23 protein-coding genes are annotated in these 26,483 nt (G+C 67.6%); 18 read left to right on the top strand and 5 right to left on the bottom strand.

Annotated features, from left to right (window positions below; translation table 11 throughout):
* Positions 1-276: 276 nt before the first annotated feature.
* From paaA to AQ610_RS01375, 8 genes are all read left to right on the top strand, one after another.
* Positions 277-1,275 (top strand): 1,2-phenylacetyl-CoA epoxidase subunit PaaA, encoded by a 999-nt coding sequence (paaA, locus tag AQ610_RS01410; protein WP_006023750.1) that lies wholly within the window; start codon positions 277-279, stop codon positions 1,273-1,275.
* A gap of 63 nt (positions 1,276-1,338) precedes the next feature.
* Entirely contained in the window at positions 1,339-1,623 is a 285-nt protein-coding gene (gene paaB, locus AQ610_RS01405; RefSeq protein WP_006023751.1) for a 1,2-phenylacetyl-CoA epoxidase subunit PaaB, read from the top strand.
* A gap of 10 nt (positions 1,624-1,633) precedes the next feature.
* Positions 1,634-2,437 (top strand): 1,2-phenylacetyl-CoA epoxidase subunit PaaC, encoded by an 804-nt coding sequence (gene paaC / locus AQ610_RS01400; RefSeq protein WP_006023752.1) that lies wholly within the window; start codon positions 1,634-1,636, stop codon positions 2,435-2,437.
* Positions 2,438-2,468: 31 nt separating this feature from the next.
* Positions 2,469-3,089, top strand: a complete 621-nt coding sequence (paaD, locus tag AQ610_RS01395; RefSeq protein WP_006023753.1) for a 1,2-phenylacetyl-CoA epoxidase subunit PaaD — start codon at positions 2,469-2,471, stop codon at positions 3,087-3,089.
* 1 nt (position 3,090) lies between these two features.
* Entirely contained in the window at positions 3,091-4,179 is a 1,089-nt protein-coding gene (gene paaE, locus AQ610_RS01390; protein ID WP_006023754.1) for a 1,2-phenylacetyl-CoA epoxidase subunit PaaE, read from the top strand.
* Between the two features lie 116 nt (positions 4,180-4,295).
* Positions 4,296-5,126, top strand: a complete 831-nt coding sequence (locus AQ610_RS01385) for a DUF1835 domain-containing protein (protein ID WP_015601954.1) — start codon at positions 4,296-4,298, stop codon at positions 5,124-5,126.
* Between the two features lie 40 nt (positions 5,127-5,166).
* Positions 5,167-5,766 carry a TetR/AcrR family transcriptional regulator gene (locus AQ610_RS01380; protein WP_006023756.1) on the top strand — a complete coding sequence of 200 codons (600 nt, stop codon included), beginning with the start codon at positions 5,167-5,169 and terminating at the stop codon, positions 5,764-5,766.
* Positions 5,767-6,009: 243 nt separating this feature from the next.
* Positions 6,010-6,657 (top strand): GNAT family N-acetyltransferase, encoded by a 648-nt coding sequence (locus AQ610_RS01375; RefSeq protein ID WP_009913862.1) that lies wholly within the window; start codon positions 6,010-6,012, stop codon positions 6,655-6,657.
* A 107-nt stretch (positions 6,658-6,764) separates the two neighbouring features.
* Here AQ610_RS01375 and AQ610_RS01370 read toward each other — a convergent pair whose 3' ends face one another.
* Positions 6,765-7,280: an Lrp/AsnC family transcriptional regulator gene (locus AQ610_RS01370; RefSeq protein ID WP_006023758.1), complete on the bottom strand. Its 516-nt coding sequence runs from the start codon at positions 7,278-7,280 to the stop codon at positions 6,765-6,767.
* A 151-nt stretch (positions 7,281-7,431) separates the two neighbouring features.
* Here AQ610_RS01370 and hppD point away from each other — a divergent pair, with 151 nt between their 5' ends.
* Positions 7,432-8,529 (top strand): 4-hydroxyphenylpyruvate dioxygenase, encoded by a 1,098-nt coding sequence (gene hppD / locus AQ610_RS01365; RefSeq protein WP_006023759.1) that lies wholly within the window; start codon positions 7,432-7,434, stop codon positions 8,527-8,529.
* Between the two features lie 157 nt (positions 8,530-8,686).
* Here hppD and AQ610_RS01360 read toward each other — a convergent pair whose 3' ends face one another.
* Positions 8,687-8,884: a hypothetical protein gene (locus AQ610_RS01360; protein ID WP_006023760.1), complete on the bottom strand. Its 198-nt coding sequence runs from the start codon at positions 8,882-8,884 to the stop codon at positions 8,687-8,689.
* Positions 8,885-9,208: 324 nt separating this feature from the next.
* Here AQ610_RS01360 and AQ610_RS01355 point away from each other — a divergent pair, with 324 nt between their 5' ends.
* Positions 9,209-12,793 (top strand): indolepyruvate ferredoxin oxidoreductase family protein, encoded by a 3,585-nt coding sequence (locus AQ610_RS01355; RefSeq protein WP_006023761.1) that lies wholly within the window; start codon positions 9,209-9,211, stop codon positions 12,791-12,793.
* A gap of 172 nt (positions 12,794-12,965) precedes the next feature.
* Here AQ610_RS01355 and AQ610_RS01350 read toward each other — a convergent pair whose 3' ends face one another.
* Positions 12,966-15,236, bottom strand: coding sequence for an NADP-dependent malic enzyme (locus tag AQ610_RS01350; protein ID WP_006023762.1), 2,271 nt, complete (start codon positions 15,234-15,236; stop codon positions 12,966-12,968).
* 531 nt (positions 15,237-15,767) lie between these two features.
* Between AQ610_RS01350 and AQ610_RS01345 the strand changes: the two genes are divergently transcribed.
* The 7 genes from AQ610_RS01345 (at position 15,768) to AQ610_RS01315 (ending at position 23,221) form a co-directional block, all read left to right on the top strand.
* Entirely contained in the window at positions 15,768-16,454 is a 687-nt protein-coding gene (locus AQ610_RS01345; RefSeq protein ID WP_006023763.1) for an orotate phosphoribosyltransferase, read from the top strand.
* A gap of 318 nt (positions 16,455-16,772) precedes the next feature.
* Positions 16,773-17,369, top strand: coding sequence for a YbhB/YbcL family Raf kinase inhibitor-like protein (locus tag AQ610_RS01340; RefSeq protein WP_015600866.1), 597 nt, complete (start codon positions 16,773-16,775; stop codon positions 17,367-17,369).
* 111 nt (positions 17,370-17,480) lie between these two features.
* Complete coding sequence (locus tag AQ610_RS01335; protein WP_006023766.1) at positions 17,481-18,056, top strand: flavodoxin family protein; 576 nt, start codon at positions 17,481-17,483, stop codon at positions 18,054-18,056.
* Positions 18,057-18,203: 147 nt separating this feature from the next.
* On the top strand, positions 18,204-19,148 hold the full coding sequence (argC, locus tag AQ610_RS01330) for an N-acetyl-gamma-glutamyl-phosphate reductase (RefSeq protein WP_009913868.1): 945 nt from the start codon (positions 18,204-18,206) through the stop codon (positions 19,146-19,148).
* A 477-nt stretch (positions 19,149-19,625) separates the two neighbouring features.
* Entirely contained in the window at positions 19,626-20,999 is a 1,374-nt protein-coding gene (locus tag AQ610_RS01325; protein WP_009913869.1) for a DUF2957 domain-containing protein, read from the top strand.
* Between the two features lie 121 nt (positions 21,000-21,120).
* Positions 21,121-22,371 carry a DUF2957 domain-containing protein gene (locus AQ610_RS01320; RefSeq protein ID WP_006023770.1) on the top strand — a complete coding sequence of 417 codons (1,251 nt, stop codon included), beginning with the start codon at positions 21,121-21,123 and terminating at the stop codon, positions 22,369-22,371.
* A gap of 19 nt (positions 22,372-22,390) precedes the next feature.
* Complete coding sequence (locus AQ610_RS01315) at positions 22,391-23,221, top strand: OmpW/AlkL family protein (protein ID WP_006023771.1); 831 nt, start codon at positions 22,391-22,393, stop codon at positions 23,219-23,221.
* Positions 23,222-23,406: 185 nt separating this feature from the next.
* On the opposite strand, the gene AQ610_RS01310 is transcribed toward AQ610_RS01315, so the two are convergent.
* Entirely contained in the window at positions 23,407-24,345 is a 939-nt protein-coding gene (locus tag AQ610_RS01310) for a LysR family transcriptional regulator (protein ID WP_009913870.1), read from the bottom strand.
* A 94-nt stretch (positions 24,346-24,439) separates the two neighbouring features.
* On the opposite strand from AQ610_RS01310, the gene AQ610_RS01305 reads away from it, so the two are divergent.
* On the top strand, positions 24,440-25,720 hold the full coding sequence (locus AQ610_RS01305) for an MFS transporter (protein ID WP_006023773.1): 1,281 nt from the start codon (positions 24,440-24,442) through the stop codon (positions 25,718-25,720).
* 94 nt (positions 25,721-25,814) lie between these two features.
* Here AQ610_RS01305 and AQ610_RS01300 read toward each other — a convergent pair whose 3' ends face one another.
* Positions 25,815-26,471: a LysE family translocator gene (locus AQ610_RS01300; RefSeq protein ID WP_006023774.1), complete on the bottom strand. Its 657-nt coding sequence runs from the start codon at positions 26,469-26,471 to the stop codon at positions 25,815-25,817.
* Between the last annotated feature and the right edge of the window lie 12 nt (positions 26,472-26,483).

Genomic DNA, 26,483 nt, shown 5'->3' with positions numbered 1-26,483 from the left:
TCGCCACTCCTACTTCTTGGTGATCGCCAATTTCCAATCGTCGGTCGTCGACAGTAAGTCTATCTATCTGTCTGGCGCATCCGGAATCCGGAGATGGGAGCCAGCCATCCGCCCCAAAGCACGCACGGCTCGCTCATGCGCGGCACAACCGTCGCGTCCGCGGCAAATCGTCGTCGCACCAACTGCGAATCTCGCCCGTCCGCTAAAATGATCTATTAACCGACCGGTCGGTTGGTTTATACTGCGTGAACATTCCACCTGGACGAGAACATCGCCATGTACACGCAATCCCTCGACATCCCCGGCAACGTCGCGCCGCTCGATGCCGCCGCCGATTCGCCCGAACAGGCCGGATTCGATGCCGTCATCGCCGCCGACGGCAAGATCGAACCGCAGGACTGGATGCCCGACGCGTACCGCAAGACGCTCGTGCGGCAGATTTCGCAGCACGCGCACTCGGAAGTCGTCGGCATGCTGCCGGAAGGCAACTGGATCACGCGCGCGCCCAGCCTCAAGCGCAAGGCGATCCTGCTCGCGAAGGTCCAGGACGAAGCCGGTCATGGCCTCTACCTCTATAGCGCCGTGGAAACGCTCGGCGTGTCGCGCGACGCGCTGATCGACGCGCTTCACGCCGGCAAGGCCAAGTACTCGAGCATCTTCAATTACCCGACCCTCACGTGGGCGGACGTCGGCGTGATCGGCTGGCTCGTCGACGGCGCCGCGATCATGAACCAGATTCCCCTCTGCCGCTGCACGTATGGCCCGTATGCGCGCGCGATGATCCGCGTCTGCAAGGAGGAATCGTTCCATCAACGGCAAGGCTTCGACGCGCTGCTCGCGATGATGAAGGGCACCGGCGCGCAGCGCGCGATGGTGCAGGACGCAGTGAACCGCTGGTGGTGGCCCGTGCTGATGATGTTCGGCCCGCCCGACGCCGATTCCGTCCATAGCAACCAGTCGGCCAAATGGGGGATCAAGCGGATCTCGAACGACGATCTTCGACAGAAGTTCGTCGACGCGATAGTCGAGCAGGCGAAGGTGCTCGGCGTCACGCTGCCCGATCCGGACCTCAAGTGGAACGACACGCGCGGCCATTTCGACTACGGCGCGCTCGATTGGGACGAATTCCGGCGCGTCGTCAACGGCGACGGCCCGTGCAACAAGGAGCGCCTCGCCACCCGCGTGAAGGCGCACGAGAACGGCGCGTGGGTTCGCGAAGCCGCGCTCGCGCACGAGGAAAAGCGCCGCCGCCGCGCGCAGCAACAAGCGGCATGACCGGCATGGCGCGCGAAAAGCGCGGCCGCCGCGGTCCGTATTCAGGAGATTCAGGAGAAAGCGATGAACAAGGAATGGCCAATCTGGGAAGTCTTCGTGCGCAGCAAGCAGGGGCTCGACCACAAGCACTGCGGAAGCCTGCACGCGGCCGACGCGTCGATGGCGCTGCGCATGGCGCGCGATGTCTACACGCGCCGCCAGGAAGGCGTGAGCATCTGGGTCGTGCCGTCGGCGGCGATCACCGCGTCCGATCCGAACGAGAAGGCCGAGATGTTCGAGCCGGCGGGCGACAAGATCTATCGCCATCCGACGTTCTACACGCTGCCCGACGAAGTCAACCACATGTGAGCGGCACGCCATGACGACGACCCCACAACATCTCGCGTACGTGCTGCGCCTCGCCGACAACGCGCTGATCCTCGGTCAGCGCAACGCCGAATGGTGCGGGCACGGCCCGGTGCTCGAGGAAGACATCGCGCTCACGAACATGAGCCTCGACCTGATCGGCCAGGCGCGCCTGCTGTATTCGCACGCGGCCGAGCTCGAGCGGCAGCTCACCGGCGCCGCGCGGACCGAGGACGACTACGCGTACTTCCGCACCGAGCGAGAATTCGCGAACTACACGTTCGTCGAGCTGCCGCACTACGGCCCGCTCTGCGGCACCGCGCACACCGAGCCCGACTATGCGGTGACCGTCGTGCGCAATTTCCTCTATGCGACGCTGATGCTGCACGCGTGGACCGCGCTCGAGACGTCGGGCGACGCACAGCTCGCAGCGATCGCGGCGAAATCGGTGAAGGAAACGCGCTATCACGAGCACCACGCGCGCGAATGGCTGATCCGCTTCGGCGACGGCACCGACGAATCGCATCGCCGCGCGCAGGCCGCACTCGACTATCTGATGCCGTACACGAGCGAATTCTTCGCGACAGATGCGATCGACGACGCGGCGGCTGCGGCCGGCATCGGCCCGGCGAGCGCGTCGCTCGAGCCGGCGTGGCGCGCCGATATCGAGGCGGCGCTCGCCGAGGCGACGCTCGCGCTGCCCAAGGCCGGCCAGTACGTGCCGACCGGCAAGCGCGGCGAGCACTCGGAGCACATGGGCTATCTGCTCGCCGAGCTGCAGAGCGTCGCGCGCCAGCACCCCGGCGCGAGCTGGTAAGCCCGGGCATGACGAACGACGGAGCCAGACGATGTCCGCCCTCCCCGCACCCGCCCTCGGCCAGCCGGCCGCCGCCGGCAACCGTCCGGGCCAGCGCCCCGGCGCCGGCCGCGCCGCCGCGCCCGGCGACGATCGGCTCGTCGAACGAGCGTGGAACGCGCTCGAAGCGGTGCCCGATCCGGAGATCCCGGTTGTGTCGATCCGCGAGCTCGGCATCCTGCGCGACGTGCGGCGCGCCGCCGACGGTGCCCTCGAAGTCGTGATCACGCCGACTTACTCCGGCTGCCCGGCGATGCAGCAGATCGCCGAAGACATCGACGCCGCGCTCCGGCAGGCGGGTATCGCGCCGCACCGGATCGTGACCGTGCTCGCGCCCGCGTGGACGACCGACTGGATCACCGCCGACGCCCGCGAGAAGCTCCGCGCGTACGGCATCGCGCCGCCCGCCGGCTCATGCGGCGGGGCGGGCGGCGCAGACGCCGCGGCGCCGCGCGTCGTCCGCTTCGCGCCGAAGCCGCCCGCCGCGCCCGTCTGCCCGCGCTGCGGCTCCGCGCACACCGAGCGGCTCGCGCAGTTCGCGTCGACCGCATGCAAGGCGCTCTATCGCTGCATCGACTGCCGCGAACCCTTCGACTACTTCAAACCTTATTGATATGGCGACTCCGCAATTCCATCCGCTGCGCATTCGCGACGTGCGGCCCGAGACCGCCGACGCCGTCACGGTGTCGTTCGAGGTGCCGCCCGAGCTGCGCGACGCGTACCGCTTCACGCAAGGCCAGTTCGTCACGCTGAAGGCGCATGTCGACGGCGAGGAAACCCGCCGCTCGTATTCGATCTGCGTCGGCACGACCGACTACGACCGTAACGGCGAGTTGCGCATCGGCATCAAGCGCGTGCGCGGCGGCCGCTTCTCGAACTTCGCGTTCGATACGCTCAAGCCCGGCCACACGATCGACGTGATGACGCCGGACGGCCGCTTTTTCACGCACCTGAATGCCGAGCACGGCAAGCAGTACGTCGCGTTCGCGGGCGGCTCGGGGATCACGCCCGTGCTTGCGATCGTCAAGACGACGCTCGAGCTCGAGCCGCGCAGCACGTTCACGCTGATCTACGGCAACCGCAGCGTCGATTCGATCATGTTCGCCGAGGATCTCGAGGACCTGAAGAACCGCTTCATGCAGCGGTTCGTCCTCTACCACGTGCTGTCCGACGACGTGCAGGACGTCGAGCTGTTCAACGGCGTGCTCGATCAGGCGAAATGCGTGGCATTCCTCGATTCGCTCGTGCCCGCCGCGACCATCGACGAGGCATTCATCTGCGGCCCGGCGCCGATGATGGACGCCGCCGAAGCCGCGCTCGCCGAGGCCGGCGTGCCGCGCGAGCGGGTGCACGTCGAGCGCTTCGGCACGCCGCTGCCGCAGGCGGGCGCGCCCGCCGTCGAGATCACCGACGACACGCCCGCCGCCGACCTCGAAATCGTGCTCGACGGCAAGAAGCGCAAGCTGCGCCTGCCCTACGAAGGCGTGAGCCTCCTCGACGTCGGGCTGCACGCGGGCCTCGCGTTGCCATACGCGTGCAAGGGCGGCGTCTGCTGCACGTGCCGCGCGAAGGTGCTCGAAGGCGAAGTGCGGATGGAGAAGAACTACACGCTGGAGCCGCAGGAGATCGCCGACGGATTCGTGCTCACCTGCCAGTGCCATCCGGTCAGCGACCGGATCGTTGTCAGCTACGACGAACGGTAAGCGGCGTCTTGCCGCGCGGTTACGCGCCGCCCGCCATCTCGCTTACACTAGGGGCCGCCTGCAGGCCGGACGCGCGCCGGCTTCCCGGCGGCTTTTCTCATGTTGACGACAGGCCAATGAGCACCATCCACGTGACCATGGGCGGCTCCGCCGCCGCTTCTCTTCGCATCGCGCTCGCCGACGCGGGCCGCGACGAAAGCGTCGTCGGGCTGTTCGACGATCTGTCGGTCGGCCCGCTGCGCGGCGCGGACGACACGCCGGACGTGCGCGCCGCGTTCTGGGAGCGCGCGATCGGCGATGTGCAGCAGGACTGGATCGCCGGGCTCGGCGACGACTTCGCGAAGCTCGAGACGCTCGCGGCCGGCACGGGCCAGGTCGTCGTCTGGCACGCGCACAGCGTCGCCGATCAGTTGATGCTGCGGCGCGTCGCCTACCACCTGCGCAATGCGCCGCAGCGCCTCAACGAGGTGCGGCTGTCGAGCGCGGACATCGACGATCCGCAGTCGTGGGTGCGGTTGCGCGCCGACCAGGCGACGGCCACCGGCATCTTTTCGCCCGCCCGGTTGCTCGCGAAACTGCCGGAGGCGGCGCCGATCTCGGTGCTGCGGATCAGCCGGCTCGCGCTCGAATGGCAGGAAGCGAAGCAGACGAACGCCGAGCTGCGCTACTGGATCTGCAACACGTTCAAGAGCGGCCATTACGCGGACATCGACGCGCTCGTGCTCGAGCACGCGCCCGACGAATGGGGCCCCGCCGCGCGCACGGTCGGCGCCGTGATGGCGTTCGCCGACCACGGGCACCTGTTCGTCGGCGACGTGATCGCGTTCTGGCGCTGCCGCGAGCTCGCGGCGGCCGGCCGCATCGAGCTGCAAGGCGACGCCCGATCGATCGACGACCTGAGAACGGCGACGCTGCGCACGACGCCCGCCGTCGCCCTCCCCCGCTAAACCCGCCCCCGCTTCACGCACCGAACACGCACCGAATCACATGGCCCGCACCCGCGCCCCCGACCACGAATCCCAGCGCGAGCAGATCCTCGATCTCGCCGCCGCCAAGTTTGCGCAGACGAGCTACCCGAGCACGTCGATGACCGACCTCGCGAACGCGAGCGGCACGTCGAAGGCGCGCCTCTATCACTATTACGAGGGCAAGGAAGCGATCCTCTTCGACCTGCTCGACCGCTACACGAAGCGGCTGATGCTGATCATCGCCGAGGTCGAGGGCGCGAGCCAGCGGCGCGGGCTCACCGAGCGCGAGGCGTTCGCTGAGCTCGTGCGCGCGTTCCTTGCCGAATACGAGACGTCGCACAGCCGCCATGTCGCGCTGCTGAACGACGTGAAGTACCTCGAGGACACGCAGCGCCAGATCATCCTCGACCGCCAGCGCGACATCGTCGCCGCGTTCTCGCGCCAGCTTGCGCGCGCGTATCCGGAACGGATCTCGAAGGACAACCAGACGCCCGTGACGATGATGGTGTTCGGGATGATCAACTGGACGTTCACGTGGCTGAAGCCGGGCGGCCGCCTCGGCTATCGCGATTTCGCCGAGCAGGTGATCGGCATGATCGAGCACGGGCTCGGTAGCTGAATCGTCTGATTTATTGCAGAGCAGCAAGCGTTGCGCCGGCGTAACAGTGCGACGCTTTGCTCACACCCTTGTCAAAAATCATTTAAATACCAATAAGATCAAATACTTACGATCAGCAATCGGCAAGTTTAGAGCTTGACCTCGACTCAAATATCCGGGTTTTCCCCAATCTCCGCACGGCCGTTCGGTTAAAATTGCGCTGCAATGCACAAACCAATGTGCGGTCTTTTTGAGGAACCTACGATGAACAAGCCAGACCTTCGCCCTGCCGAGTCGGTCGGCATCGCCGGTCCCGCGCCAGTTCTCGTTCGGGAACTGGCTTCCGGCGACCGCCAGCAACTGCTCACCCATTTTCTCGCGCTCGACGAGGACGATCGGCTGCTGCGCTTCGGCCAGGCGGTGCCCGATCACGTAATCGAGAACTACGTGCGCACGATCGACTTCGGCCGCGACACCGTGTTCGGCGTGTTCGATCACGCGCTCGAGCTGATCGGCGTCGGCCATCTCGCATACTTGCCCGCGGAAGGCGACAAACGCACCGCCGAATTCGGCGTGTCGGTGCTCGAACGCGCGCGCGGCCAGGGCGTCGGCTCGAAGCTGTTCGAGCGCGCCGCGATCCGCAGCCGCAACACGCACGTGACGACGCTCTACATGCACTGCCTGTCGCGCAACGCGACGATGATGCACATCGCGAAGAAATCGGGAATGCGCATCGAGTACGCGTACGGCGAAGCCGATGCGTATCTGTCGCTGCCGCCCGCCGATCACTCGACGATCATCGCCGAGATGATGCAGGAGCAGGCGGCCGTGTTCGACTACGCGCTCAAGCGCCAGGCGCGCCGCGCGACGCAGATCTTCGAATCGCTGCTGCCCGCGGGCCTCACCGCGTAAGCGCTTCGCTACGCACGAACGAGAACGGGCGGCCCACGACGGGACGCCCGTTCTTTTTTGGCCATTCGGCCGATGCCGGCCGCTCGGCCGGCGCGCCACATCCGCATTCAGCGGATCGGCAGCGCGGTCGTCTCCTTGAAGCGTTCGAGCGAGAAGCTCGTCTTCACGTCGATCACCGACGGATGGTGCAGCAACTGCTCCTGCATGAAGCGCGAGAAATGCGCCATGTCCTCGACCTGCACGCGCAGCAGATAATCCATGTCGCCCGTCATCGCGTGGCACGCGACGACTTCCGGCCACGCCTGCACCGCCGCGCGGAACAGCTCGGCATGCGTCGCGCCGGCGCGCGCGGACGTCTCGTCGCCGCGCGCGGACGCAACGCCGCCGCGCTTCTCCAGCCGCACGCTCACGTACGCGAGCAGATCGAGCCCGAGCTTCTGCGGATCGAGAAGCGCGACGTAGCCGGTGATCACGCCCATCTCCTCGAGCCGGCGGATCCGCCGAAGACAGGGGCTCGGCGACAGATTCACCCGCTCGGCGATGTCCTGGTTCGACAAACGCCCATTCTCCTGAAGAATCGAAAGAATGCGCCGGTCAATCGCATCCAATTCCACGCGCGCCATTTCCTGTCTCCCTGCTTGTTCGTGTGGACGAGAAATTGCGCAAGCGTAGCGTTGCACGACCAAGTTCGCAAGTTTCCACCCGGCCCGCCCCGCTACACTTTGCCGCAGACATTCATCAAGACGCATGCCCCGCCGGGGGCCAGGAGACGCCATGCAAATCCCCACCTGGGACAATCCCGTCGGCACCGACGGCTTCGAATTCATCGAATACACCGCCCCCGATCCGAAAGCGCTCGGCCAACTGTTCGAGCGGATGGGCTTCACCGCGGTCGCGCGCCACCGCCACAAGGACGTGACGCTATACCGCCAGGGCGACATCAACTTCATCATCAACGCGGAACCGGATTCGTTCGCGCAGCGCTTCGCGCGGCTGCACGGGCCTTCGATCTGCGCGATCGCGTTCCGCGTGCAGGATGCCGCGAAGGCATACCGGCACGCGCTCGAGCTCGGCGCGTGGGGCTTCGACAACAAGACGGGGCCGATGGAGTTGAACATCCCGGCGATCAAGGGCATCGGCGATTCGCTGATCTATTTCGTCGACCGCTGGCGCGGCAAGAACGGCGCGAAGCCGGGCGCGATCGGCGACATCAGCATCTACGACGTCGACTTCGAGCCGATTCCGGGCGCCGATCCGAATCCGGTCGGCCACGGCCTCACGTACATCGACCACCTGACGCACAACGTCCACCGCGGCCGCATGCAGGAATGGGCGGAATTCTATGAGCGCCTGTTCAACTTCCGCGAAGTCCGCTACTTCGACATCGAGGGCAAGGTGACAGGCGTGAAATCGAAGGCGATGACGTCGCCGTGCGGCAAGATCCGGATTCCGATCAACGAGGAAGGCTCGGACACGGCCGGCCAGATCCAGGAATACCTCGACGCGTATCGCGGCGAAGGCATCCAGCACATCGCGCTCGGCGCGGCCGACATCTACAAGGCGGTCGACGGGCTGTGCGCGAAGGGCGTGACGCTGCTCGACACGATCGACACGTACTACGAGCTCGTCGACCGCCGCGTGCCGAACCACGGCGAGCCGCTCGACGAGCTCAGGAAGCGCAAGATCCTGATCGACGGCGCGCACGACGATCTGCTGCTGCAGATCTTCACCGAGAACCAGATCGGCCCGATCTTCTTCGAGATCATCCAGCGCAAGGGCAATCAGGGCTTCGGCGAAGGCAACTTCAAGGCGCTGTTCGAATCGATCGAGCTCGACCAGATCCGCCGCGGCGTCGTGCAGGACAAGGCGTAAGCGCGCCGCGCGCGGCGCGCGGGGGCCTCACTTGGCCCGACGGACGGCGCGATGAGCGGTCCCGCAAAAGAAACGGGCGGGAATCTTCGGGATTCCCGCCCTTTCGCATTGGCGTTGCCGACCGTCACGCGACGGACCGGCGATCACCCGCCGCGGCTTACTTTTGCATCGCGCCGCGCCCGTTCGTCGCGACGCTCGCGAACGCCGGCGCATCCACGCCGGTCGTCGCCGCAAGCTGCAGCATCCGGGTGCTCGCCGTCGCCAGCACGCCCGCACCTTCCGAGCGCGCCGGGCCGCTCATCGCGAAAAACGCGGCCGACACCATCAGGAAATTCTGGATATTTCGAGTCTTCATTGCATTGCACCTCCATTGCAACCGTCCGGCGCGCGATGCGCGGCGCGGGCACGAACCCGCGCCGTCCGCGCAATCGGACAGGGCCCTAGAGACTAACGGCAAACGCGTCGCGGGGCGCGCCGTTTTACATGCTTTTACAGCCTGTAACGCATTGATTCCTCACGTTTTCGGGTCGCACACCGGCTTTTTTTGACACGCAGCGGCGGGTTTTTCCCAGTGCTACCATCGAACGAAACCCGCCAATATTCGGGCCGACCGACGCGTCCACAAGACGCCGACGCGCCGATAGTTTTGGCGATCCCTAACCGGGTGAGGAGACACTGCATGAACGCCCCGCTAGACGCAGGCCAGCGCGCATCGCTCGAAGCCGCGCTGCAATCCGTCACGCTAGACGACAAATACACGCTCGAGCGCGGCCGCGCGTACATGAGCGGCATCCAGGCGCTCGTGCGCCTGCCGATGCTCCAGCAGGAACGCGACCGCGCGGCGGGCCTCAATACCGCCGGCTTCATTTCCGGCTACCGCGGCTCGCCGCTCGGCGGGCTCGACCTGTCGCTGTGGAAGGCGAAGCAGCATCTCGCCGCGCACCGGATCGTGTTCCAGCCCGGCCTCAATGAAGACCTCGCGGCGACGGCCGTCTGGGGCACCCAGCAAGTCAATCTGTATCCGGGCGCGAAGCATGACGGCGTGTTCGCGATGTGGTACGGCAAGGGCCCGGGCGTCGACCGCACGGGCGACGTGTTCAAGCACGCGAACTCGGCCGGCTCCGCGCCGCACGGCGGCGTGCTCGTGCTCGCGGGCGACGACCATGCGGCGAAATCGTCGACGCTCGCGCACCAGTCGGAGCACGTCTTCAAGGCGTGCGGGCTGCCCGTGCTGTTTCCGTCGAACGTGCAGGAATATCTCGACTTCGGGCTGCACGGCTGGGCGATGAGCCGCTATTCGGGCCTCTGGGTCGCGCTCAAGTGCGTGACGGACGTCGTCGAATCGTCGGCTTCCGTCGACATCGATCCGCATCGCACGCAGATCATGCTGCCGACCGATTTCGTGATGCCCGACGGCGGCCTGAACATCCGCTGGCCCGATCCGCCGCTCGTGCAGGAAGCGCGCCTCCTCGATTACAAGTGGTACGCGGCGCTCGCGTACGTGCGCGCGAACAAGCTCGACCGCATCGAGATCGATTCGCCGCACGCGCGCTTCGGCATCGTCACGGGCGGCAAGGCGTATCTCGACGTGCGCCAGGCGCTCGTCGACCTCGGCCTCGACGACGAAACCTGCGCGCGGATCGGCATTCGCCTCTACAAGGTCGGCTGCGTGTGGCCGCTCGAAGCGCAAGGCGCGCAGGCGTTCGCGCGCGGGCTCGACGAGATCCTCGTCGTCGAGGAAAAGCGCCAGATTCTCGAATACGCGATCAAGGAAGAACTGTACAACTGGCCGGACGGCCAGCGCCCGCGCGTGTTCGGCAAGTTCGACGAAAAGGACGGCGCGGGCGGCGAATGGTCGGTGCCGATGGGCAACTGGCTGCTGCCCGCGCATTACGAGCTGTCGCCCGCGATCATCGCGAAGGCGATCGCGACGCGCCTCGACAAGTTCGAGCTGCCGTCCGACGTGCGCGCGCGGATCGCCGCGCGCATCGCGGTGATCGAAGCGAAGGAGACCGCGCTCGCGAAGCCGCACGTGAGCACCGAGCGCAAGCCGTGGTTCTGCTCGGGCTGCCCGCACAACACATCGACGACCGTGCCCGAAGGCTCGCGCGCGATCGCGGGCATCGGCTGCCACTACATGACGGTCTGGATGGACCGCAACACGAGCACGTTCAGCCAGATGGGCGGCGAAGGCGTGGCGTGGATCGGCCAGGCGCCGTTCACCGACGAGAAGCACGTGTTCGCGAACCTCGGCGACGGCACCTACTTCCACTCGGGCCTCCTCGCGATTCGCGCGGCGATCGCGTCGAAGGCGAACATCACCTACAAGATCCTCTATAACGATGCGGTCGCGATGACGGGCGGCCAGCCGGTCGACGGCGTGCTGACGGTGCCGCAGATCACGCACCAGCTCGCGGCGGAAGGCGCGAGGAAGATCGTGATCGTCACCGACGAGCCGCAGAAATACGATGGCCGCACGTCGCTGCTCGCGCCGGGCGTGACGATCCACCATCGCGACCAGCTCGACGACGTCCAGCGCACGCTGCGCGAGATCGAGGGCACGACGATCCTGATCTACGACCAGACCTGCGCGACCGAGAAGCGCCGCCGCCGCAAGCGCGGCGCGTATCCGGACCCGGCGAAGCGCGTCGTGATCAACGAAGCGGTGTGCGAAGGCTGCGGCGACTGCTCGGTGCAGTCGAACTGCCTGTCGGTCGAGCCGCTCGAGACCGAGTTCGGCACGAAGCGGCAGATCAACCAGTCGACTTGCAACAAGGACTTTTCGTGCCTGAAGGGCTTCTGCCCGAGCTTCGTGACCGTCGAAGGCGGGAAGCTGCGCAAGCCGAAGGCGGTGTCGGTCGACGCGAGCGCGCTGCCGCCGGTTCCCGAGCCTGCGCTGCCCGCGATCGGCCGCGCGTACGGCGTGCTCGTCACGGGCGTCGGCGGCACGGGCGTCGTGACGATCGGCGCGCTGCTCGGGATGGCCGCGCACCTCGAAGGCAAGGGCGTGACGGTGCTCGACGTGACGGGCCTCGCGCAAAAGGGCGGCGCCGTGATGAGCCACGTGCAGATCTCGCACGCGCCCGCCGACATCCACGCGACCCGCATCGCGATGGGCGAAGCCGATCTCGTGATCGGCTGCGACGCGATCGTCACGGCGGGCGACGAATGCACGTCGCGGATGCGCCACGGCGCGACGCGCGTCGTCGTCAACAGCGCGAAGACGCCGACCGCCGAGTTCATCAAGAATCCGAAGTGGACGTTCCCCGGCGCGAGCGCCGAGCTCGACATCCGCGCTGCGGCGGGCGACGCGGTCGATCTCGTCGACGCGAACCACTTCGCGGTCGCGCTGCTCGGCGACGCGATCTACACGAACCCGTTCGTGCTCGGCTACGCGTGGCAGCGCGGCTGGCTGCCGCTCGCGTACGCGTCGCTCGTGCGCGCGATCGAGCTGAACGGCGTGCAGGTCGAGCAGAACCGCGCGGCATTCGAATGGGGCCGCCGCGCCGCGTTCGATCCGGCGAGCGTGCGCGCCGCCGCGGCAGGCGATGCGCAAGCCGGCGCAACGGTGATTTCGCTGCGTAGCACGAACCACGCGATCGACGCGCTGGTCGCGACGCGCGTCGAGCATCTGAGCGCGTACCAGAACGCCGCTTACGCGGCGCGCTTCTCGGCCGTCGTGGGCAAGGTGCGCGAGGCCGAGCGCGCGCTCGGCGCGGACACCGCGCAGGAACCGCTCACCGACGCGGTCGCGCGCAATCTGTACAAGCTGATGGCTTACAAGGACGAGTACGAGGTCGCGCGGCTGCATGCCGATCCGGCGTTCGTCGCGAAGCTCGCCGAACAGTTCGAAGGCGACTGGAAGCTCAGGTTCCATCTCGCGCCGCCCCTTTTCGCGAAGAAGGACGCGCACGGCCGCCTCGTGAAGAAGCCGTACGGGCCGTGGATGATGCCGGCGTTCCGCGTGCTCGCGAAGCTGAAGTTCCTGCGCGGCACCGCGTTCGACGCGTTCGGCCGCACCGAGGAGCGGTGCACCGAGCGCGCGCTGATCGGCGAATACGAGACGCTCGTGCAGGAGCTGATCGGCAGCCGCCTCACGCGCGACACGCTGCCGCTCGCGGTCGAGCTCGCGAGCCTGCCGGACGGCATTCGCGGCTACGGGCACGTGAAGGAGCACAACCTGCGCGCGGTGCGCGCGAAGTGGGCGCAATTGCTCGCGCAGTGGCGCTCGCCGGAGGGCGGGCAAACGCGCAACGTCGCGTGACGGATCGCGCGCGGGGCCGTCCGCCGAGAAAAAGAAACAAGGCGGCCGCCCGACTGAACCGCCCGCAAGTTGAGCCCCCACTTTGGGATACGGTTCGGCCGAGCGGCCGCCTTTTACCGCGCGCCACCGCGCGCCGCCGGCTGGAACGGCCCGCGGCGCGCGCTTTCGCGCGTTACTTCACCTGAACGTTCGCCGCGGCGACGGCCGTCATGTTGATGATCCGGCGCACGGTCGCGGCCGGCGTCAGGATGTGCACGGGCTTCGCCGCGCCCAGCAGGAACGGGCCCACGGTCACGCCTTCGCCGCCGACCATCTTCAGCAGGTTGTACGCGATGTTCGCCGCCTCGACGTTCGGCATGATCAAGAGGTTCGCCTCGCCCGTGAGCGTCGTGCCCGGGAACGCGGCCTTGCGGACCACTTCGGACAGCGCCGCGTCGCCGTGCATTTCGCCGTCGACTTCAAGGTCGGGCGCGCGCTCGACGATCAGCTTGCGCGCTTCCGCCATCCGGCGCGACGACGCCGACGGCGCGCTGCCGAAGTTCGAGTTCGACAGCAGCGCCGCCTTCGGCGTGATGCCGAAGCGCTCGATCTCGGCCGCGGCCTGGATCGTCATGTCGGCGAGCTGCTCGGCGCTCGGCTCTTCGTTCACGTAGGTGTCGCACATGAACAGGTTGCGGCCCGGCAGCATCAGCAGGTTCATCGCGGCGAAGTGCTCGGCGCCCTTCGCGCGGCCCAGCACCTGCTCGATGAACTTCAGGTGGCTGTGATACGTGTCGATCATCCCGCAGATCATGCCGTCCGCGTCGCCGAGGTGCACGAGCATCGCGCCAATCAGCGTGTTGAACTTGCGCAGCGCGGCCTTCGCGACCTCCGGCGTCACGCCGTCGCGCGCGCCGATCTCGTGATACGCCTGCCAGCACTGCTGGTAGCGCGGATCGTCTTCCGGATTGACCACTTCGAAGTCGACGCCTCCGACGAGCTTCGAACCGATCTTCTTCAACCGCATTTCGACGACCGACGGCCGGCCGACGATGATCGGCTTCGCGATCTTCTCCTGCAGCACGAATTGCGCGGCGCGCAGCACACGCTCGTCCTCGCCCTCGGCGAACACGATGCGCGCGGTCTTCGTCTTCGCGGTCGCGAACACGGGGCGCATCACCATGCCGGTGCGATAGACGGTCGTGCCGAGTTGCTCGCGGTACGCGTCCATGTCGGCGATCGGGCGGGTGGCCACGCCCGAATCCATCGCGGCCTGCGCGACGGCGGGCGCGATCTTGATGATGAGGCGCGGATCGAACGGCTTCGGAATCAGGTATTCCGGGCCGAATTCGAGCGAATGGCCTTCATACGCCTTCGCGACTTCCTCGCTCTGGTCGGTTTCCTGCGCGAGCCCGGCGATCGCGCGCACGCACGCGAGCTTCATCTCCTCGGTGATCGTCGTCGCGCCGACGTCGAGCGCGCCGCGGAAGATGAACGGGAAGCACAGGACGTTGTTGACCTGGTTCGGATAATCGGAGCGGCCCGTCGCGACGATCGCGTCCGGACGCACCGCCTTCGCGTCTTCCGGGCGGATTTCCGGCTCCGGGTTCGCGAGCGCGAGGATGAGCGGCCGGTCCGCCATCGTCTTCACCATGTCCGGCTTCAGCACGCCCGCGCTCGAGCAGCCGAGGAACACGTCCGCATCGCGAATCGCGTCGGCGAGCGTGCGCGCGTCGGTCGCCGCCGCGTAGCGCTGCTTCGACGGATCGAGATTGCCGCGCCCTTCGTAGATCACGCCCTTCGAATCGGCGACGAGCACGTTCGATTTGGACAGGCCGAGCTTCACGAGCAGGTCGAGACACGCGATCGCCGCCGCGCCCGCGCCCGAGCAGACGAGCTTCACGCCCGACAGATCCTTGCCGACCACCTTCAGGCCGTTCAGGATCGCCGCCGACGCGATGATCGCGGTGCCGTGCTGGTCGTCGTGGAAGACGGGAATCTTCATCCGCTCGCGCAGCTTCTGCTCGATGTAGAAGCACTCGGGCGCCTTAATGTCCTCGAGGTTGATGCCGCCGAGCGTCGGCTCGAGCATCGCGATCGCCTCGACGAGCTTGTCCGGATCGGACTCGGCGAGCTCGATGTCGAACACGTCGATGCCCGCGAATTTCTTGAACAGGCACCCCTTGCCTTCCATCACGGGCTTCGCGGCGAGCGGGCCGATGTTGCCGAGGCCGAGCACCGCGGTGCCGTTCGTCACGACGCCGACCAGGTTGCCGCGCGACGTGTACTTCTGCGCGTCGAGCGGATCGGCGTAGATTGCATCGCACGCGGCCGCGACGCCGGGCGAATACGCGAGCGACAGATCGAACTGGTTCGACAGCGGCTTCGTGGGCGTGACCGAAATCTTGCCGGGTTTCGGATTCTGGTGATAAGCGAGAGCGCTTTGCTTCAGTTGTTCATCCATGATTGACCTGCGAGAGACATGCGTAATTTTGAAGACTCAGTACCGAGCACCGGAAGCCGCGGATGCGGAAATCGAGGGGATGGTCGACTGCGGCGTCCGTCGCGCGCCGGATTGGCGCGGCTTCGAACCTTGGCGGGTGGCAAGCGGGGAGTACAAAGCACCGAGCGAATCTTAGAGGGTCGCTTAGTGTACACCCCGCGCAGGCGCGCCAGTTGCTGCGGCGCGGCAGCCCGCCGTTGCGGCGTACTGCCTTTCATCGCCGCAAGCCGGCGGAAAATCCGCGCGCGCGCCACGCTCACCCGGCCGCGCGAGGCGGCCGTCCGGGCGCGGAAAATCTGCCGCCGCCGCGCCGCCGGGCGTCTCGAAAAACCCGCAAATCGGGTAAAATAGCGGGCTACGCGCGCAGCGAAGCGGCTCGACGCCGGCGGTCATCGCCCATGTCGGCCCGCCCCCGGCCCTCACGGCGGGAATCACGCGAGCTGCGCCACCGGGCCCGCGCCCGCCCCTCGCTCATCACCAAGGAACGCCCTCATGACAGGCTTCGATCGTCAGACGATCTCCGACACGACCGCCAAAATGCTGCTCGAAGTGCAAGCGGTGCACTTCAACGCCGACAAGCCCTTCATCTTCACGTCCGGATGGGCGAGCCCCGTCTACATCGACTGCCGCAAGCTGATCTCGTTTCCGCGCGTGCGCCGCGGCCTGATGGAAATGGCCGAGGCGACGATCCTGCGCGACGTCGGCTTCGAGCAGATCGATGCGGTCGCGGGCGGCGAAACCGCCGGCATCCCGTTCGCCGCGTGGATCGCCGACCGGATGATGCTGCCGATGCAGTACGTGCGCAAAAAGCCGAAGGGCTTCGGCCGCAACGCGCAGATCGAGGGCTATCTGCAAGAAGGCTCGCGCGTGCTGCTCGTCGAGGACCTGACGACCGACAGCCGCAGCAAGATCAACTTCGTCAATGCGCTGCGCACCGCGGGCGCGAAGGTGAACCACTGCTTCGTGCTGTTCCACTACGACATCTTCAAGGAAAGCGTGTCGGTGCTGAAGGACATCGACGTCGACCTGCACGCGCTCGCGACCTGGTGGGACGTGCTGCGCGTCGCGAAGGCGTCGGGCTACTTCGAGACGAAGACGCTCGACGAAGTCGAGAAATTCCTGCACTCGCCGGCCGAGTGGTCGGCCGCGCACGGCGGCGCGACGGGCGCGCAGGAGTAACGCGCCCCGCATCGCCCACGCTCGCTCGGCCGCGCCCGCCCGGCCGACGCAACGAACCGCCCGCCGTCGTCGACCGCGGGCGGTTTTTTTTCGCACGCGCAGGCGGCGGTGGCGGGGCCGCGCGCGCCGGCCGGCCGTCGGGGCGCTGCCGCGGCCCTGTCGCCGGTCCTATGCGCCGGTCCGTCGCGAAGTTGACGCGACCGCATCCGCCATGCGTCCCCTAATGCTAGACTTCCCTTCATATTCGGGTTCGAGCATCACATCTCGACCACGATCGGCGCCGGGTCGCCCCGGCACAACTGACGGGAGAAGGGCCATATGCGTGTGGGTCGCCGAGTCGTGCCGCGAGGTTCGTCCCGTCGTCTGCTCTCGCTCGCCCTCGCCTGCGTTTGCGCTCTCGCGCCGACCGGCGGCTCGCACGCGCTCGCCGAAGACGCATTCACGCTGACGAGCGACGATCTGCGCCCCGGCGGCCGGGTCGGCGTGCCGCACGTGTTCAATCAAGGCGACTGCAAGGGCGGCAACCGCTCGCCGCAGCTCGCGTGGCGCAACCCGCCGCCCGGCACGAAGGGCTTCGCCGTCACGATGTTCGATCCCGACGCGCCCGGCCGCGGCTGGTGGCATTGGGCGGTCGCCGGGATTCCGGCGAGCGTCTCGAGCCTGCCCGCCGACGCGAGCGCATCCGGCTTCCTGCGCAAGCTCGGCGCGGCCGAGGCGCGCAACGACTTCGGCGTCGACGGCTACGGCGGCCCGTGCCCACCGCCCGGCAAGCCGCACCGCTACGTGATCACCGTCTACGCGCTGAAGGCAACCGACCTGCGCGTCGCGACGGGCCGCCCCGCGCAGATGTTCGACCACGAGATCGGCACCGAGTCGATCGGCTCCGCGCAGCTCGTCGTCACATACGGCCGCTAGTCTGCGGCGAGGCGCGGCGCGGCGCTGCGAACAGTCATCGTCCGCCGCGCTGCCCGCCCCAGCGCGCGCGGCTTCGTCGTCTCGTCGTCGTCTCATCTTGGAGAAACAGACATGTCGAATCTCGTCATCGTTTATCACAGCGGCTACGGCCACACGAAAAAGCTCGCCGAATCGGTGCTCGCTGGCGCGCGGGAAGCCGGCGCGAACGCGCGACTCGTCGCCGTCGGCGATCTCGACGACGCCGGCTGGGCCGCGCTCGACGCGGCCGACGCGATCGTCTTCGGCGCGCCGACCTACATGGGCGGCCCGTCGGCCGACTTCAAGAAGTTCGCCGACGCGACGTCGAAGGCATGGTTCGGCCAGGCATGGAAGGACAAGATCGCGGCGGGCTTCACGAACTCCGCATCGATGAACGGCGACAAGTTCTCGACGATTCAATATTTCGTCACGCTCGCGATGCAGCATGGGATGGTGTGGGTCGGCACGGGCCTGCTGCCCGCGAACACGAAGGCGGCGACTCGCAACGACATCAACTACGCGGGCGGCTTCACGGGCCTGCTCGCGCAATCGCCATCCGACGCGTCGCCGGACGAGGCGCCCTCGGATGGCGATCTCGACACCGCGAAGGCGTTCGGCGCGCGCGTCGCGGCGGCGACTGCCCGCTGGCTCGCCGGCAACGGCAAGTGAAATCGCCGCACGATCCAGCCCTTTGCCGGATCGTGCGGCGACACGGGCTTTTTTCGGCCGAACCGGTTACGGCGTCGCGCATCACGTCTTAAAATGATCGTTTTTCCGCGGCCGCGCGCCGCGCCGCCCCGATCCAGCGAGAGCGAGATGAGCACGAAAGTTTTTGTCGACGGCCAGGAAGGCACGACCGGTCTGAAGATCTTCGAATATCTGTCCGCGCGCAGCGACATCGAGATCCTGCGCATCGACGAAGCGAAGCGCAAGGACATCGACGAGCGCCGCCGCCTCATCAACGCATCGGACGTCACGTTCCTGTGCCTGCCCGACGTCGCGTCGCGCGAATCGGCGACGCTCGTCGAGAACCCGAACACGACGCTGATCGACGCGAGCACCGCGTTCCGCACGAGCGCCGACTGGGCGTACGGCCTCCCCGAACTGAACCGCGCGCAGCGCGAGCGCATCCGCGCCGCGAAGCGCATCGCGGTGCCGGGCTGCCACGCGTCGGCGTTCGTGCTCGCGATGCGTCCGCTCGTCGACGCGGGCGTCATCGCGCCGGACTTCGCCGCGCACAGCTACTCGATCACGGGCTATAGCGGCGGCGGCAAGAAGATGATCGCCGATTACGAAGCGGGCGGCGCGAAGCTCGCGAGCCCGCGTCCTTACGCGCTCGGCCTCGCGCACAAGCATCTGCCGGAGATGGCCGCGCACACGGGCCTCGCGAGCACGCCGATCTTCACGCCGATCGTCGGGCCGTTCTACAAGGGCCTTGCCGTCACCACGTACTTCACGCCGAGCCAGCTCGCGAAGCGCGTGACGCCGCACGACGTGCAGCGCGTGCTCGCCGAGCATTACGCGGGCGAGGCGTTCGTGCGCGTCGCGCCGTACGACGCGGCCGAGAATCTCGACGACGGTTTCTTCGACGTGCAGGCGAACAACGGCACGAACCGCGTCGACCTGTTCGTGTTCGGCACCGCGGAGCGCTTCGTCACCGTCGCACGGCTCGACAACCTCGGCAAGGGCGCGTCGGGCGCCGCGATCCAGTGCATGAACCTCAACATCGGCGCGCCCGAAAACACGGGGCTCGCGCGCTGAACGACGCAGGGCTTGCAGTGCGAGAGAAGCCGGCCCGGGTGGCCGGCTTTTTCATTGCATAGAATGGAAAACGAAAATTATTTAAATATTGTCACGGCGCTAACAGATATTTACAAACTTTCATTTCCATCCAAAAATAAATCCCGGAATTTCCAAAAGCATCGTGATTATCCCGAATAGGGATTTACCCGATGCGCGTGCTTTAAACGAATGATCCAGTGCACGATCCCGCGCACAAAACCCTGTAAAAACAAGAGCCTCCCCGTCCGCCCGGACAAATTTCAAACGCACGTCTCGTTTTAATTCACCGCCTCCAGCCACTCATTTCGGGAGCCCGAATACAGTCAATTGTTTAAATCGCCCGGGTTAGACGGTTCCGTCAATTGACAGCGGAAAACGACGCGGCCAAATTAGCCCAACACAATTAAACACATTGGAGACAGAGGCATGTCGGACGCCTTTTCGAAAGGGGTGGCAATGGCCATAGCCCTCGCCCCTTTGCTTGCCGCTTGTAGTGGAGGGGGCGGCGGCACCCCGGCTCCCATCGACGCGCCGCAATGCTCGGGCTCGAGCTGCGGCGTTCAGGGTCCGCCCAGCTCGAGCGCGGGCAACACGTCGCTCTGTCCCGCGAACGCGGACATCGGCAGCAGCACGTATCTCGGCGGCGCCGGCGGCGGCGAGGTCGTGAGCGTGAACATCAATGCGGCCACGATGACGTACACGCTCAAGTGGCTCGAGTCTCCGATTCCGCTCGCCACCGGCACGGTCACGCCGACCCGCGCCGGCACGACGATCACGGGCAGCGTCGCGCATCCGCCCGCGGGCACGCTGCCGACTGCCGAGCAGACGCGCTGCGCGTTCGTGCTGATGCCGGGCAGCGGCACGGCGCCCGCGACGAACTCGACGTACTCGACCGCGGCTGACTTCAACCAGGCGAACCCGCCGATGATCCTGATCGGCTTCGGCGTCGCGGGCGGCGGCATTCCGGGCGCGACGATCCAGTACAGCGGCCTCACGATCATCCCGGGCGTGCTGCAGAACATCGGCCAGGTGCCGCAGCGCCATTTCGACTTCTATCCGTTCCTCGGCTTCGCGAGCACGACGACCGATCTGTCGAAGCTGCCGGGCACGTACAACGCGCTCCTCTACCACACGGTGCCGTCGAGCAACTACGCGGCGAAGGCGACCAACTCGAACGAGACGTTCGATGCGAACGGCGCGTGCACGTCGACGAGCGCGTCGGGCTGCATGACGACCGGCAATCCGTGGACGGCGAGCGGCAACGGCTACTTCAACAGCACGCAGGCGCCGCAGATCCTGCCGCAGACGCAGTTGCCGCTCATTGGCGCGACCGGCAAGTCGGCTGTCGCGCACATGGTGCTCGGCCAGTTGAACGGCGCGACCGTGCCCGTCGTCGTGCGCACGGGCAACGTGAACCTCGGCACGCCGCCGCTGCATCTCGACGCGCAAGTCGACGACGAATCGGGCATCGCGGTGCTCGGGCTCGCGAAAGCGATCGCGTCGGGCGGCATCGACGGCGGCTACGCGGGCGCGGACTCGAACTTCAAGTACACGGCGACGGTGATCAAGGGCACGACGGCCACGTTCGTGAACCCGGGCACGCAGCAGGCGGAAACGGGCTTCACGCTCGACTACGGCCAATCGACGCCGGGCCTGCTCGGCGTCACGACGGCCGACACGTCGGCGCGGGGCTTCGTGATCGCGAGCGGCGGGCTCTATGCGGCGCTGATCCAGGGCACCGTCAACGGCAGGATCACGCAGAGCTCGGCGATCGCCGGCCAGACGCCGTCCGCGCCGTATTTCGGCGTCGGCGCGCAGGTCAGCAAGTAACGAGACCCGCACGCGCGGCCGGCGCGCATTGCGCCGGCCGCGCCGCAGCGGGCGAGATCGAGAGCGGCCGACAGGGAGCCGGCCGCCGGATAAAGACAATTGTGGAGTTTGGAGGAGCAACATGAAGCAGCAGAACCTGATCCTGGCGATGGCCTGCGCCGCGCCCTTTATCTCGGCGTGCAGCGGCGGCGGTGGCGGCGGCGAATCGCAGCCGCTCGTCGAGGCGGCGCTCTGCCCGTCGTCGGTCGACTACAACACGGTCTACACGGGCGGCGGCGGCGACGGCGAGCTCGTCAAGCTGCAGATCGACACGACGAAGATGACCTGGCAAATCACCTTCGTCGAATCGCCGGTTCCGAAGACGACGGGCACCGCCGCGCCGACGCGCGCCGGCACGACGCAAAGCGGCACGCTCACGCAGGAAACGCTGCTGCCGACGCAAAAGCTCAACAACTGCGCATTTCGCCTGAACGGCGCGAGCCTCGATCCGAATCGGCCGGCGCGCATCTTCCTCGGCATGGGCATCGTCGGCGGCACGATTCCGGGCGCGGAAATCCAGTATGGCGGCCTGCTCGGCCAGGGCGCGATTCCCGACACGAAGTTCCCGTACTACCCGTTCATCGCGTTCTCGTCGCTCGAGACGAACATCGCGAATCTCGCCGGCACGTATAGCCAGCTCGGCTACGGCCAGGTCCCGTCGCAAAATTTCGCGCCAACGACGATCGACGCGAAGGTGACGATCAACCCCGACGGCACGTGGAGCCGCTGCGACACGACGGGCATCTACGCGGGCGCCTGCCGGCAGCCGGGCACGAACCTCGCGCAGTCGGCGGACGGCACGGGCGCGTTCGAGACCGATCACTACCAGGGCCAGGTGAAGCCGACGCTCGCGACGATTCCGCAGGCAAAGGGCTTCGTCATCGTCGGCAAGCTGCGCAACCAGCTCGTGCCGGTCATGATCCGCACCGGCGTCGCGAACCCGAACCCGACGCCCGACGCGAACGGCGTGCCGGGGCTCACCGCCGACGACGAATCGGGCATCTCGATCCTCGCGCCGCAGACGGCGATTGCGGTCGGCTCGCAAAACGGCGAGTACATCGGCGTCGACAGCCAGTTCGACTACCGGACGACCGCGCTCGTCAACGCGCAGGCGACGCTCCTCGATCCGTTCCAGGCGTCGCAGGCGTCGCTCGCGACGGCGCTGAACCTCGACTACGCGCAAGCGGTGCCGGGCACGGTCACGTCGACGCACGTCGGCGCGAGCAGCACGACGCCGACCGGCAAGTTCATCTTCACGGGCGGGGTATTCGGCTTCCTCGACATGTCCAACTCATCGTCGCCGTACTTCACGGTCGGCGCGTTCGTGCAGTAACCGACGCTCGGGAGGCCTCATGAAAAAAGCACTCTGCGCGGCGCTCGGCGTCGCGGCGCTGACGCCGCTCGCCGCGCACGCGCAAAGCGCGGGCAGCAACGTCGTCACGCTCGGCTGGTTTCACGTGATGCCGCAGCAAAGCAGCACGCCGCTCACGACGAACGTCGCGCCGACGCCGATCAACACGCCGCTGCGGCTGCCGCCGACGTTCACGTCGGCGGGCACCGGCCTGTCGACGAGCGGCGCGGACACGGTCGGCCTGACCGTCAGCCACTTCCTGACCGATCACATCGCGGTCACGTCGGTGGCGGGCGTGCCGCCCGTCTTCAAGGTGTCCGGCCACGGCACGATCACGCCGCCCGGCCCGGCCGGCGCGCTCGGCACGCAGAACATCGGGCTCGGCCCGGTCAATCCGATCGTCAAGAGCGTGCGGCAGTGGAGCCCCGCCGTCGTGTTCCAGTACTACTTCGCGCAGGCGAGCGCGAAGTTCCGGCCGTTCGTCGGCGTCGGCGTGTCGTACAACTGGTTCAGCGATCTGCAACTGAACACGAACTTCATCAAGCAGACGCAGGACAACCTCGGCGCGATCCTCGCCGCGGGCGCGGGCAAGCCGGGGGTCACGCAGGTGTCGGCGAAGGCGTCGTCGTCGTGGCAGCCGGTATTCAATGCGGGCCTCACGTACAACATCACCGATCACTGGGGGCTCGTCGCGTCGGTCACGTACATCCCGCTGAAGACGACGTCGACAGTGACGATCAAGGCGGCCGACGGCACGACGCTCGCCGAGTCGAAATCGGACCTGAAGGCCGATCCGATCATCAGCTACGTGGCGGTGTCGTACAAGTTCTGACGACGAAGGGCCGCCCGCGCGGCTTGGCTCCGGGTTCGCGCGGGCAAAAAAAAAGCCCGCCTGAAGAGGCGGGCTGAATCCATATCAGAGGAGACATGGAGGAGACGGTTCGGACTATACCGGTTTGTTTGACGCAATGCAACATTTCCTTCGAGAAAATACGGATTTTCCCTCGAATGCTGGTTCTAATTCGCCGGCATTTCTGCTTCGCCGCCTAATCGCCGGCTTCTTTCCGCCTCCAGCACGGCAACGAGCCGCTCGCGCAGCAGCTCGACCGGCCGCATCAGCCGGCCCGGCAGCACGCCGTGCACGAGCCACACGTTGATCCCCGGCTCGACATCCGCCGTGTCGACGATCCGCAGCGCGCCGCGGTGCGGACTGCGCGCGAGCGCCGCCGCCGACGCGATGCCGAGCCCCGCGCCGCGCGCGACGAGCGAGAGCTGCAAATCCGAGCCGAACGCTTCGACCGCGACGTCGAACGGCAGCCCGGCTGCGCTGAACGCGCGGCTCAGCGCCGAGCGCATCCCGCAGCCATCCTGGCTCAGCACCCACGGGTAGCGCGCGAGCGCGTCGAGCGGCAGCGGCCCCGGCGGCAGCGCGAAGTCGCGCGCGGCGACGAGCACCGTCGGCTGCACGCCGAGCAGCGTCGACACGAGCGTTTCCGGCATCGGAAAGCTCGCCGGCATCATCACCGCGGCGGCGTCGAGCGCCGCACGCTCGACGTTTTGCAGCAGCGCCGGCGACCAGCCGGCCGTGATCCGCAGCGTGAGCCGCGGAAACGCGTCGCGCAGCCGGTCGATCGGCCCTTCGAGCGCGAGCTCCGACAGAAACGGCGGCACGCCGATCCGCAGTTCGCCCGCCGGCTCGCTGCCGGGCGAGGCAACGGCGAGCAGCTCGTCGACCGAGCGCAGCACGTTGCGCGCGAGCGCATAGACTTCGCGGCCCGCCGCGGTCGGCTTGAGCGGCTTGCTCTGCCGATCGAGGAGCGGCACGCCGAGCGTCGTCTCGAGGTTCTGCACGCGCCGCGTGAGGCCGGGCTGCGTCAGATGGAGCCTGGTCGCGGCGGCCACCATCGAGCCGCTGTCGACGACCGCCACGAAGGCTTGAAGATCACGCGTATTCAAAACAAACTCGCATAATTATATTAAACATATTTCAATTGTCGCATAACCGGCGCGTCTCTACGATGAGGGCTCGTTCATTTCCGAGACCCTTCCGATGAACCGCCCCGCCGATCTTCGCGCCGGCCCGGCCGCCGGGCGACCGCGCGCCGCCCCTGTCCCCGCGCCCACGCTCACGCTCACGCCCGCGCTCACCGTGTTCTTCTCGGCGACGGTCGGCGTGATCGTGCTCAATCTGTTCGCCGCGCAGCCGCTGACGGGGCCGATCGCGGCCGAGCTGCGGCTGCCCGCGGGCCTGACCGGGCTCGTTGCGATGCTGCCGCAGCTCGGCTACGCGGCAGGCCTCGTGCTGCTCGTGCCGCTCATCGACCTGCTCGAAAACCGCCGGCTCATCGTGACGACGCTCGCCGTCTGCGCGGCGACGCTCGCGCTACCCGCCGTCACGCGCTCCGGCGCCGTGTATCTGGCCGCGGTGTTCGTCGCCGGCGCGGCGTCGAGCGTGATCCAGATGCTCGTGCCGTTGGCGGCGTCGATGGCGCCCGACGAAAATCGCGGCCGCGCGGTCGGCAACGTGATGAGCGGCCTGATGCTCGGCATCCTGCTGTCGCGGCCGCTCGCGAGCCTGATCGCCGGCGCGGCGGGCTGGCGCGCGTTCTATGGCGCGGCCGCCGCCGCCGACATCGCGATCGCCGCGGTGCTCGCCGCGAGGCTGCCGCGGCGCGCCCCATCGCTGCCGACCCGCTATGCGGCGCTGCTTCGGTCGCTCTGGACGCTCGCGGCGACCGAGCGCGTACTGCAGCGGCGCGCGCTGTCCGCGGCGCTGTCGATGGGCGCGTTCAGCGCGTTCTGGACCGCGATCGGTCTGCGCCTCGCCGCTGCGCCCTTCGATCTCGGCTTGCACGGAATCGCGATGTTCGCGTTCGCCGGCGCGACGGGCGCGATCGTCACGCCGTTCGCCGGCTTGGCCGGCGACCGCGGCCGGGAGCGCGGCGCATTGCGCGGCGCGCACGTGGCGATGCTCGCCGCGTTGGCTGCGCTCGGCGTCGCGGGCGCGGGCTGGGCCGGGTTCGACGCGGCCGCGCATCCGGCGCTCGCGCTCGCGCTGCTCGTCACCGGCGCGGCGGCGCTCGATGCGGGCGTCGTCGCCGATCAGACGCTCGGCCGCCGCGCGATCAACCTGCTGAATCCCGCCGCGCGCGGGCGGCTCAACGGGCTCTTTGTCGGGCTGTTCTTCGTCGGCGGCTCGCTCGGCGCCGTGCTCGCCGGCGCGGCGTGGGCATGGGCGGGCTGGGGCGCGGTGTGCGCGGTGGGCCTCGCGTTTGCGGGCGCCGCGTTCGCGCTGGACTGGATCGGCTCGCGCGAACAGGCGACGCGCTGAAACGAAGAAGCCCCGCGCCGTAGCCGACGCGGGGCGTTTCGTTCTTTCATGCGGCGCGCGACCGGCGCGCGGCGCTTCGCCGGCCCGCGCCCGCTCAGTGCCGCACAAGCGCCATCATCGCGCCGAAGCCGACGAACAGGCCGCCCGTCAGCCGGTTGAACGCCTTCGCGACATTCGCGCTGCGCAGCGTCACGCCGATCCGCGTGCCGAACGAGGCATAGACGATATACCAGCTCACCTCGATCACCGCGAACGTCGCGACAAGGATGCCGAACTGCGGCAGCGTCGGCGTGGACGCGTCGATGAACTGCGGCAGCAGCGCGGCGGCGAACAGGATCGCCTTCGGATTGCTGCCCGCGACGAGAAAACCGTTGCGAAAGAGCGCCCAGCGCGACACCGAGGCGACTGCGTCCGCACGGCCCGCGTGCGGCGCGACGTCGGCCGCGCCCGCCGCGGATTGCCCGTCGACGCGCGCGCGCCACGCCTTCACGCCGAGGTAGATCAGATACGCGGCGCCCGCGAAGCGCAGCGCGTCGAACATCGCGGGCCACGCCTCGAGAAATACGCCGAGGCCCGCGGCGGATACCGACAGCATCGCGACGAGCGCCGTCATGCAGCCCGCCATCGTCGCCGTCGAACGCCGCAGCCCGTGACGCGCACCGTGCGTCATCACGAGCAGCATGTTCGGACCGGGAATCGCCGACACGACGAACACCGTCGCGACGAACAGCCACCACGTATGCAGATTCATTGCCGCCCCGCT

The organism is Burkholderia humptydooensis, assembly GCF_001513745.1.
Lineage (GTDB): Bacteria > Pseudomonadota > Gammaproteobacteria > Burkholderiales > Burkholderiaceae > Burkholderia > Burkholderia humptydooensis.
The sequence above is the reverse complement of the archived record's forward strand: the minus strand, read 5'-3'. Positions and strand labels throughout refer to the sequence as shown.

Excerpts from the sequence above, each read along its gene's own strand:
- paaA (WP_006023750.1), top strand. The coding sequence starts at position 277 with ATGTACACGCAATCCCTCGACATCCCCGGCAACGTCGCGCCGCTCGAT.
- paaB (WP_006023751.1), top strand. The coding sequence starts at position 1,339 with ATGAACAAGGAATGGCCAATCTGGGAAGTCTTCGTGCGCAGCAAGCAG.
- paaC (WP_006023752.1), top strand. The coding sequence starts at position 1,634 with ATGACGACGACCCCACAACATCTCGCGTACGTGCTGCGCCTCGCCGAC.
- paaD (WP_006023753.1), top strand. The coding sequence starts at position 2,469 with ATGTCCGCCCTCCCCGCACCCGCCCTCGGCCAGCCGGCCGCCGCCGGC.
- paaE (WP_006023754.1), top strand. The coding sequence starts at position 3,091 with ATGGCGACTCCGCAATTCCATCCGCTGCGCATTCGCGACGTGCGGCCC.
- AQ610_RS01385 (WP_015601954.1), top strand. The coding sequence starts at position 4,296 with ATGAGCACCATCCACGTGACCATGGGCGGCTCCGCCGCCGCTTCTCTT.
- AQ610_RS01380 (WP_006023756.1), top strand. The coding sequence starts at position 5,167 with ATGGCCCGCACCCGCGCCCCCGACCACGAATCCCAGCGCGAGCAGATC.
- AQ610_RS01375 (WP_009913862.1), top strand. The coding sequence starts at position 6,010 with ATGAACAAGCCAGACCTTCGCCCTGCCGAGTCGGTCGGCATCGCCGGT.
- AQ610_RS01370 (WP_006023758.1), bottom strand. The coding sequence starts at position 7,280 with ATGGCGCGCGTGGAATTGGATGCGATTGACCGGCGCATTCTTTCGATT.
- hppD (WP_006023759.1), top strand. The coding sequence starts at position 7,432 with ATGCAAATCCCCACCTGGGACAATCCCGTCGGCACCGACGGCTTCGAA.
- AQ610_RS01360 (WP_006023760.1), bottom strand. The coding sequence starts at position 8,884 with ATGAAGACTCGAAATATCCAGAATTTCCTGATGGTGTCGGCCGCGTTT.
- AQ610_RS01355 (WP_006023761.1), top strand. The coding sequence starts at position 9,209 with ATGAACGCCCCGCTAGACGCAGGCCAGCGCGCATCGCTCGAAGCCGCG.
- AQ610_RS01350 (WP_006023762.1), bottom strand. The coding sequence starts at position 15,236 with ATGGATGAACAACTGAAGCAAAGCGCTCTCGCTTATCACCAGAATCCG.
- AQ610_RS01345 (WP_006023763.1), top strand. The coding sequence starts at position 15,768 with ATGACAGGCTTCGATCGTCAGACGATCTCCGACACGACCGCCAAAATG.
- AQ610_RS01340 (WP_015600866.1), top strand. The coding sequence starts at position 16,773 with ATGCGTGTGGGTCGCCGAGTCGTGCCGCGAGGTTCGTCCCGTCGTCTG.
- AQ610_RS01335 (WP_006023766.1), top strand. The coding sequence starts at position 17,481 with ATGTCGAATCTCGTCATCGTTTATCACAGCGGCTACGGCCACACGAAA.
- argC (WP_009913868.1), top strand. The coding sequence starts at position 18,204 with ATGAGCACGAAAGTTTTTGTCGACGGCCAGGAAGGCACGACCGGTCTG.
- AQ610_RS01325 (WP_009913869.1), top strand. The coding sequence starts at position 19,626 with ATGGCCATAGCCCTCGCCCCTTTGCTTGCCGCTTGTAGTGGAGGGGGC.
- AQ610_RS01320 (WP_006023770.1), top strand. The coding sequence starts at position 21,121 with ATGAAGCAGCAGAACCTGATCCTGGCGATGGCCTGCGCCGCGCCCTTT.
- AQ610_RS01315 (WP_006023771.1), top strand. The coding sequence starts at position 22,391 with ATGAAAAAAGCACTCTGCGCGGCGCTCGGCGTCGCGGCGCTGACGCCG.
- AQ610_RS01305 (WP_006023773.1), top strand. The coding sequence starts at position 24,440 with ATGAACCGCCCCGCCGATCTTCGCGCCGGCCCGGCCGCCGGGCGACCG.
- AQ610_RS01300 (WP_006023774.1), bottom strand. The coding sequence starts at position 26,471 with ATGAATCTGCATACGTGGTGGCTGTTCGTCGCGACGGTGTTCGTCGTG.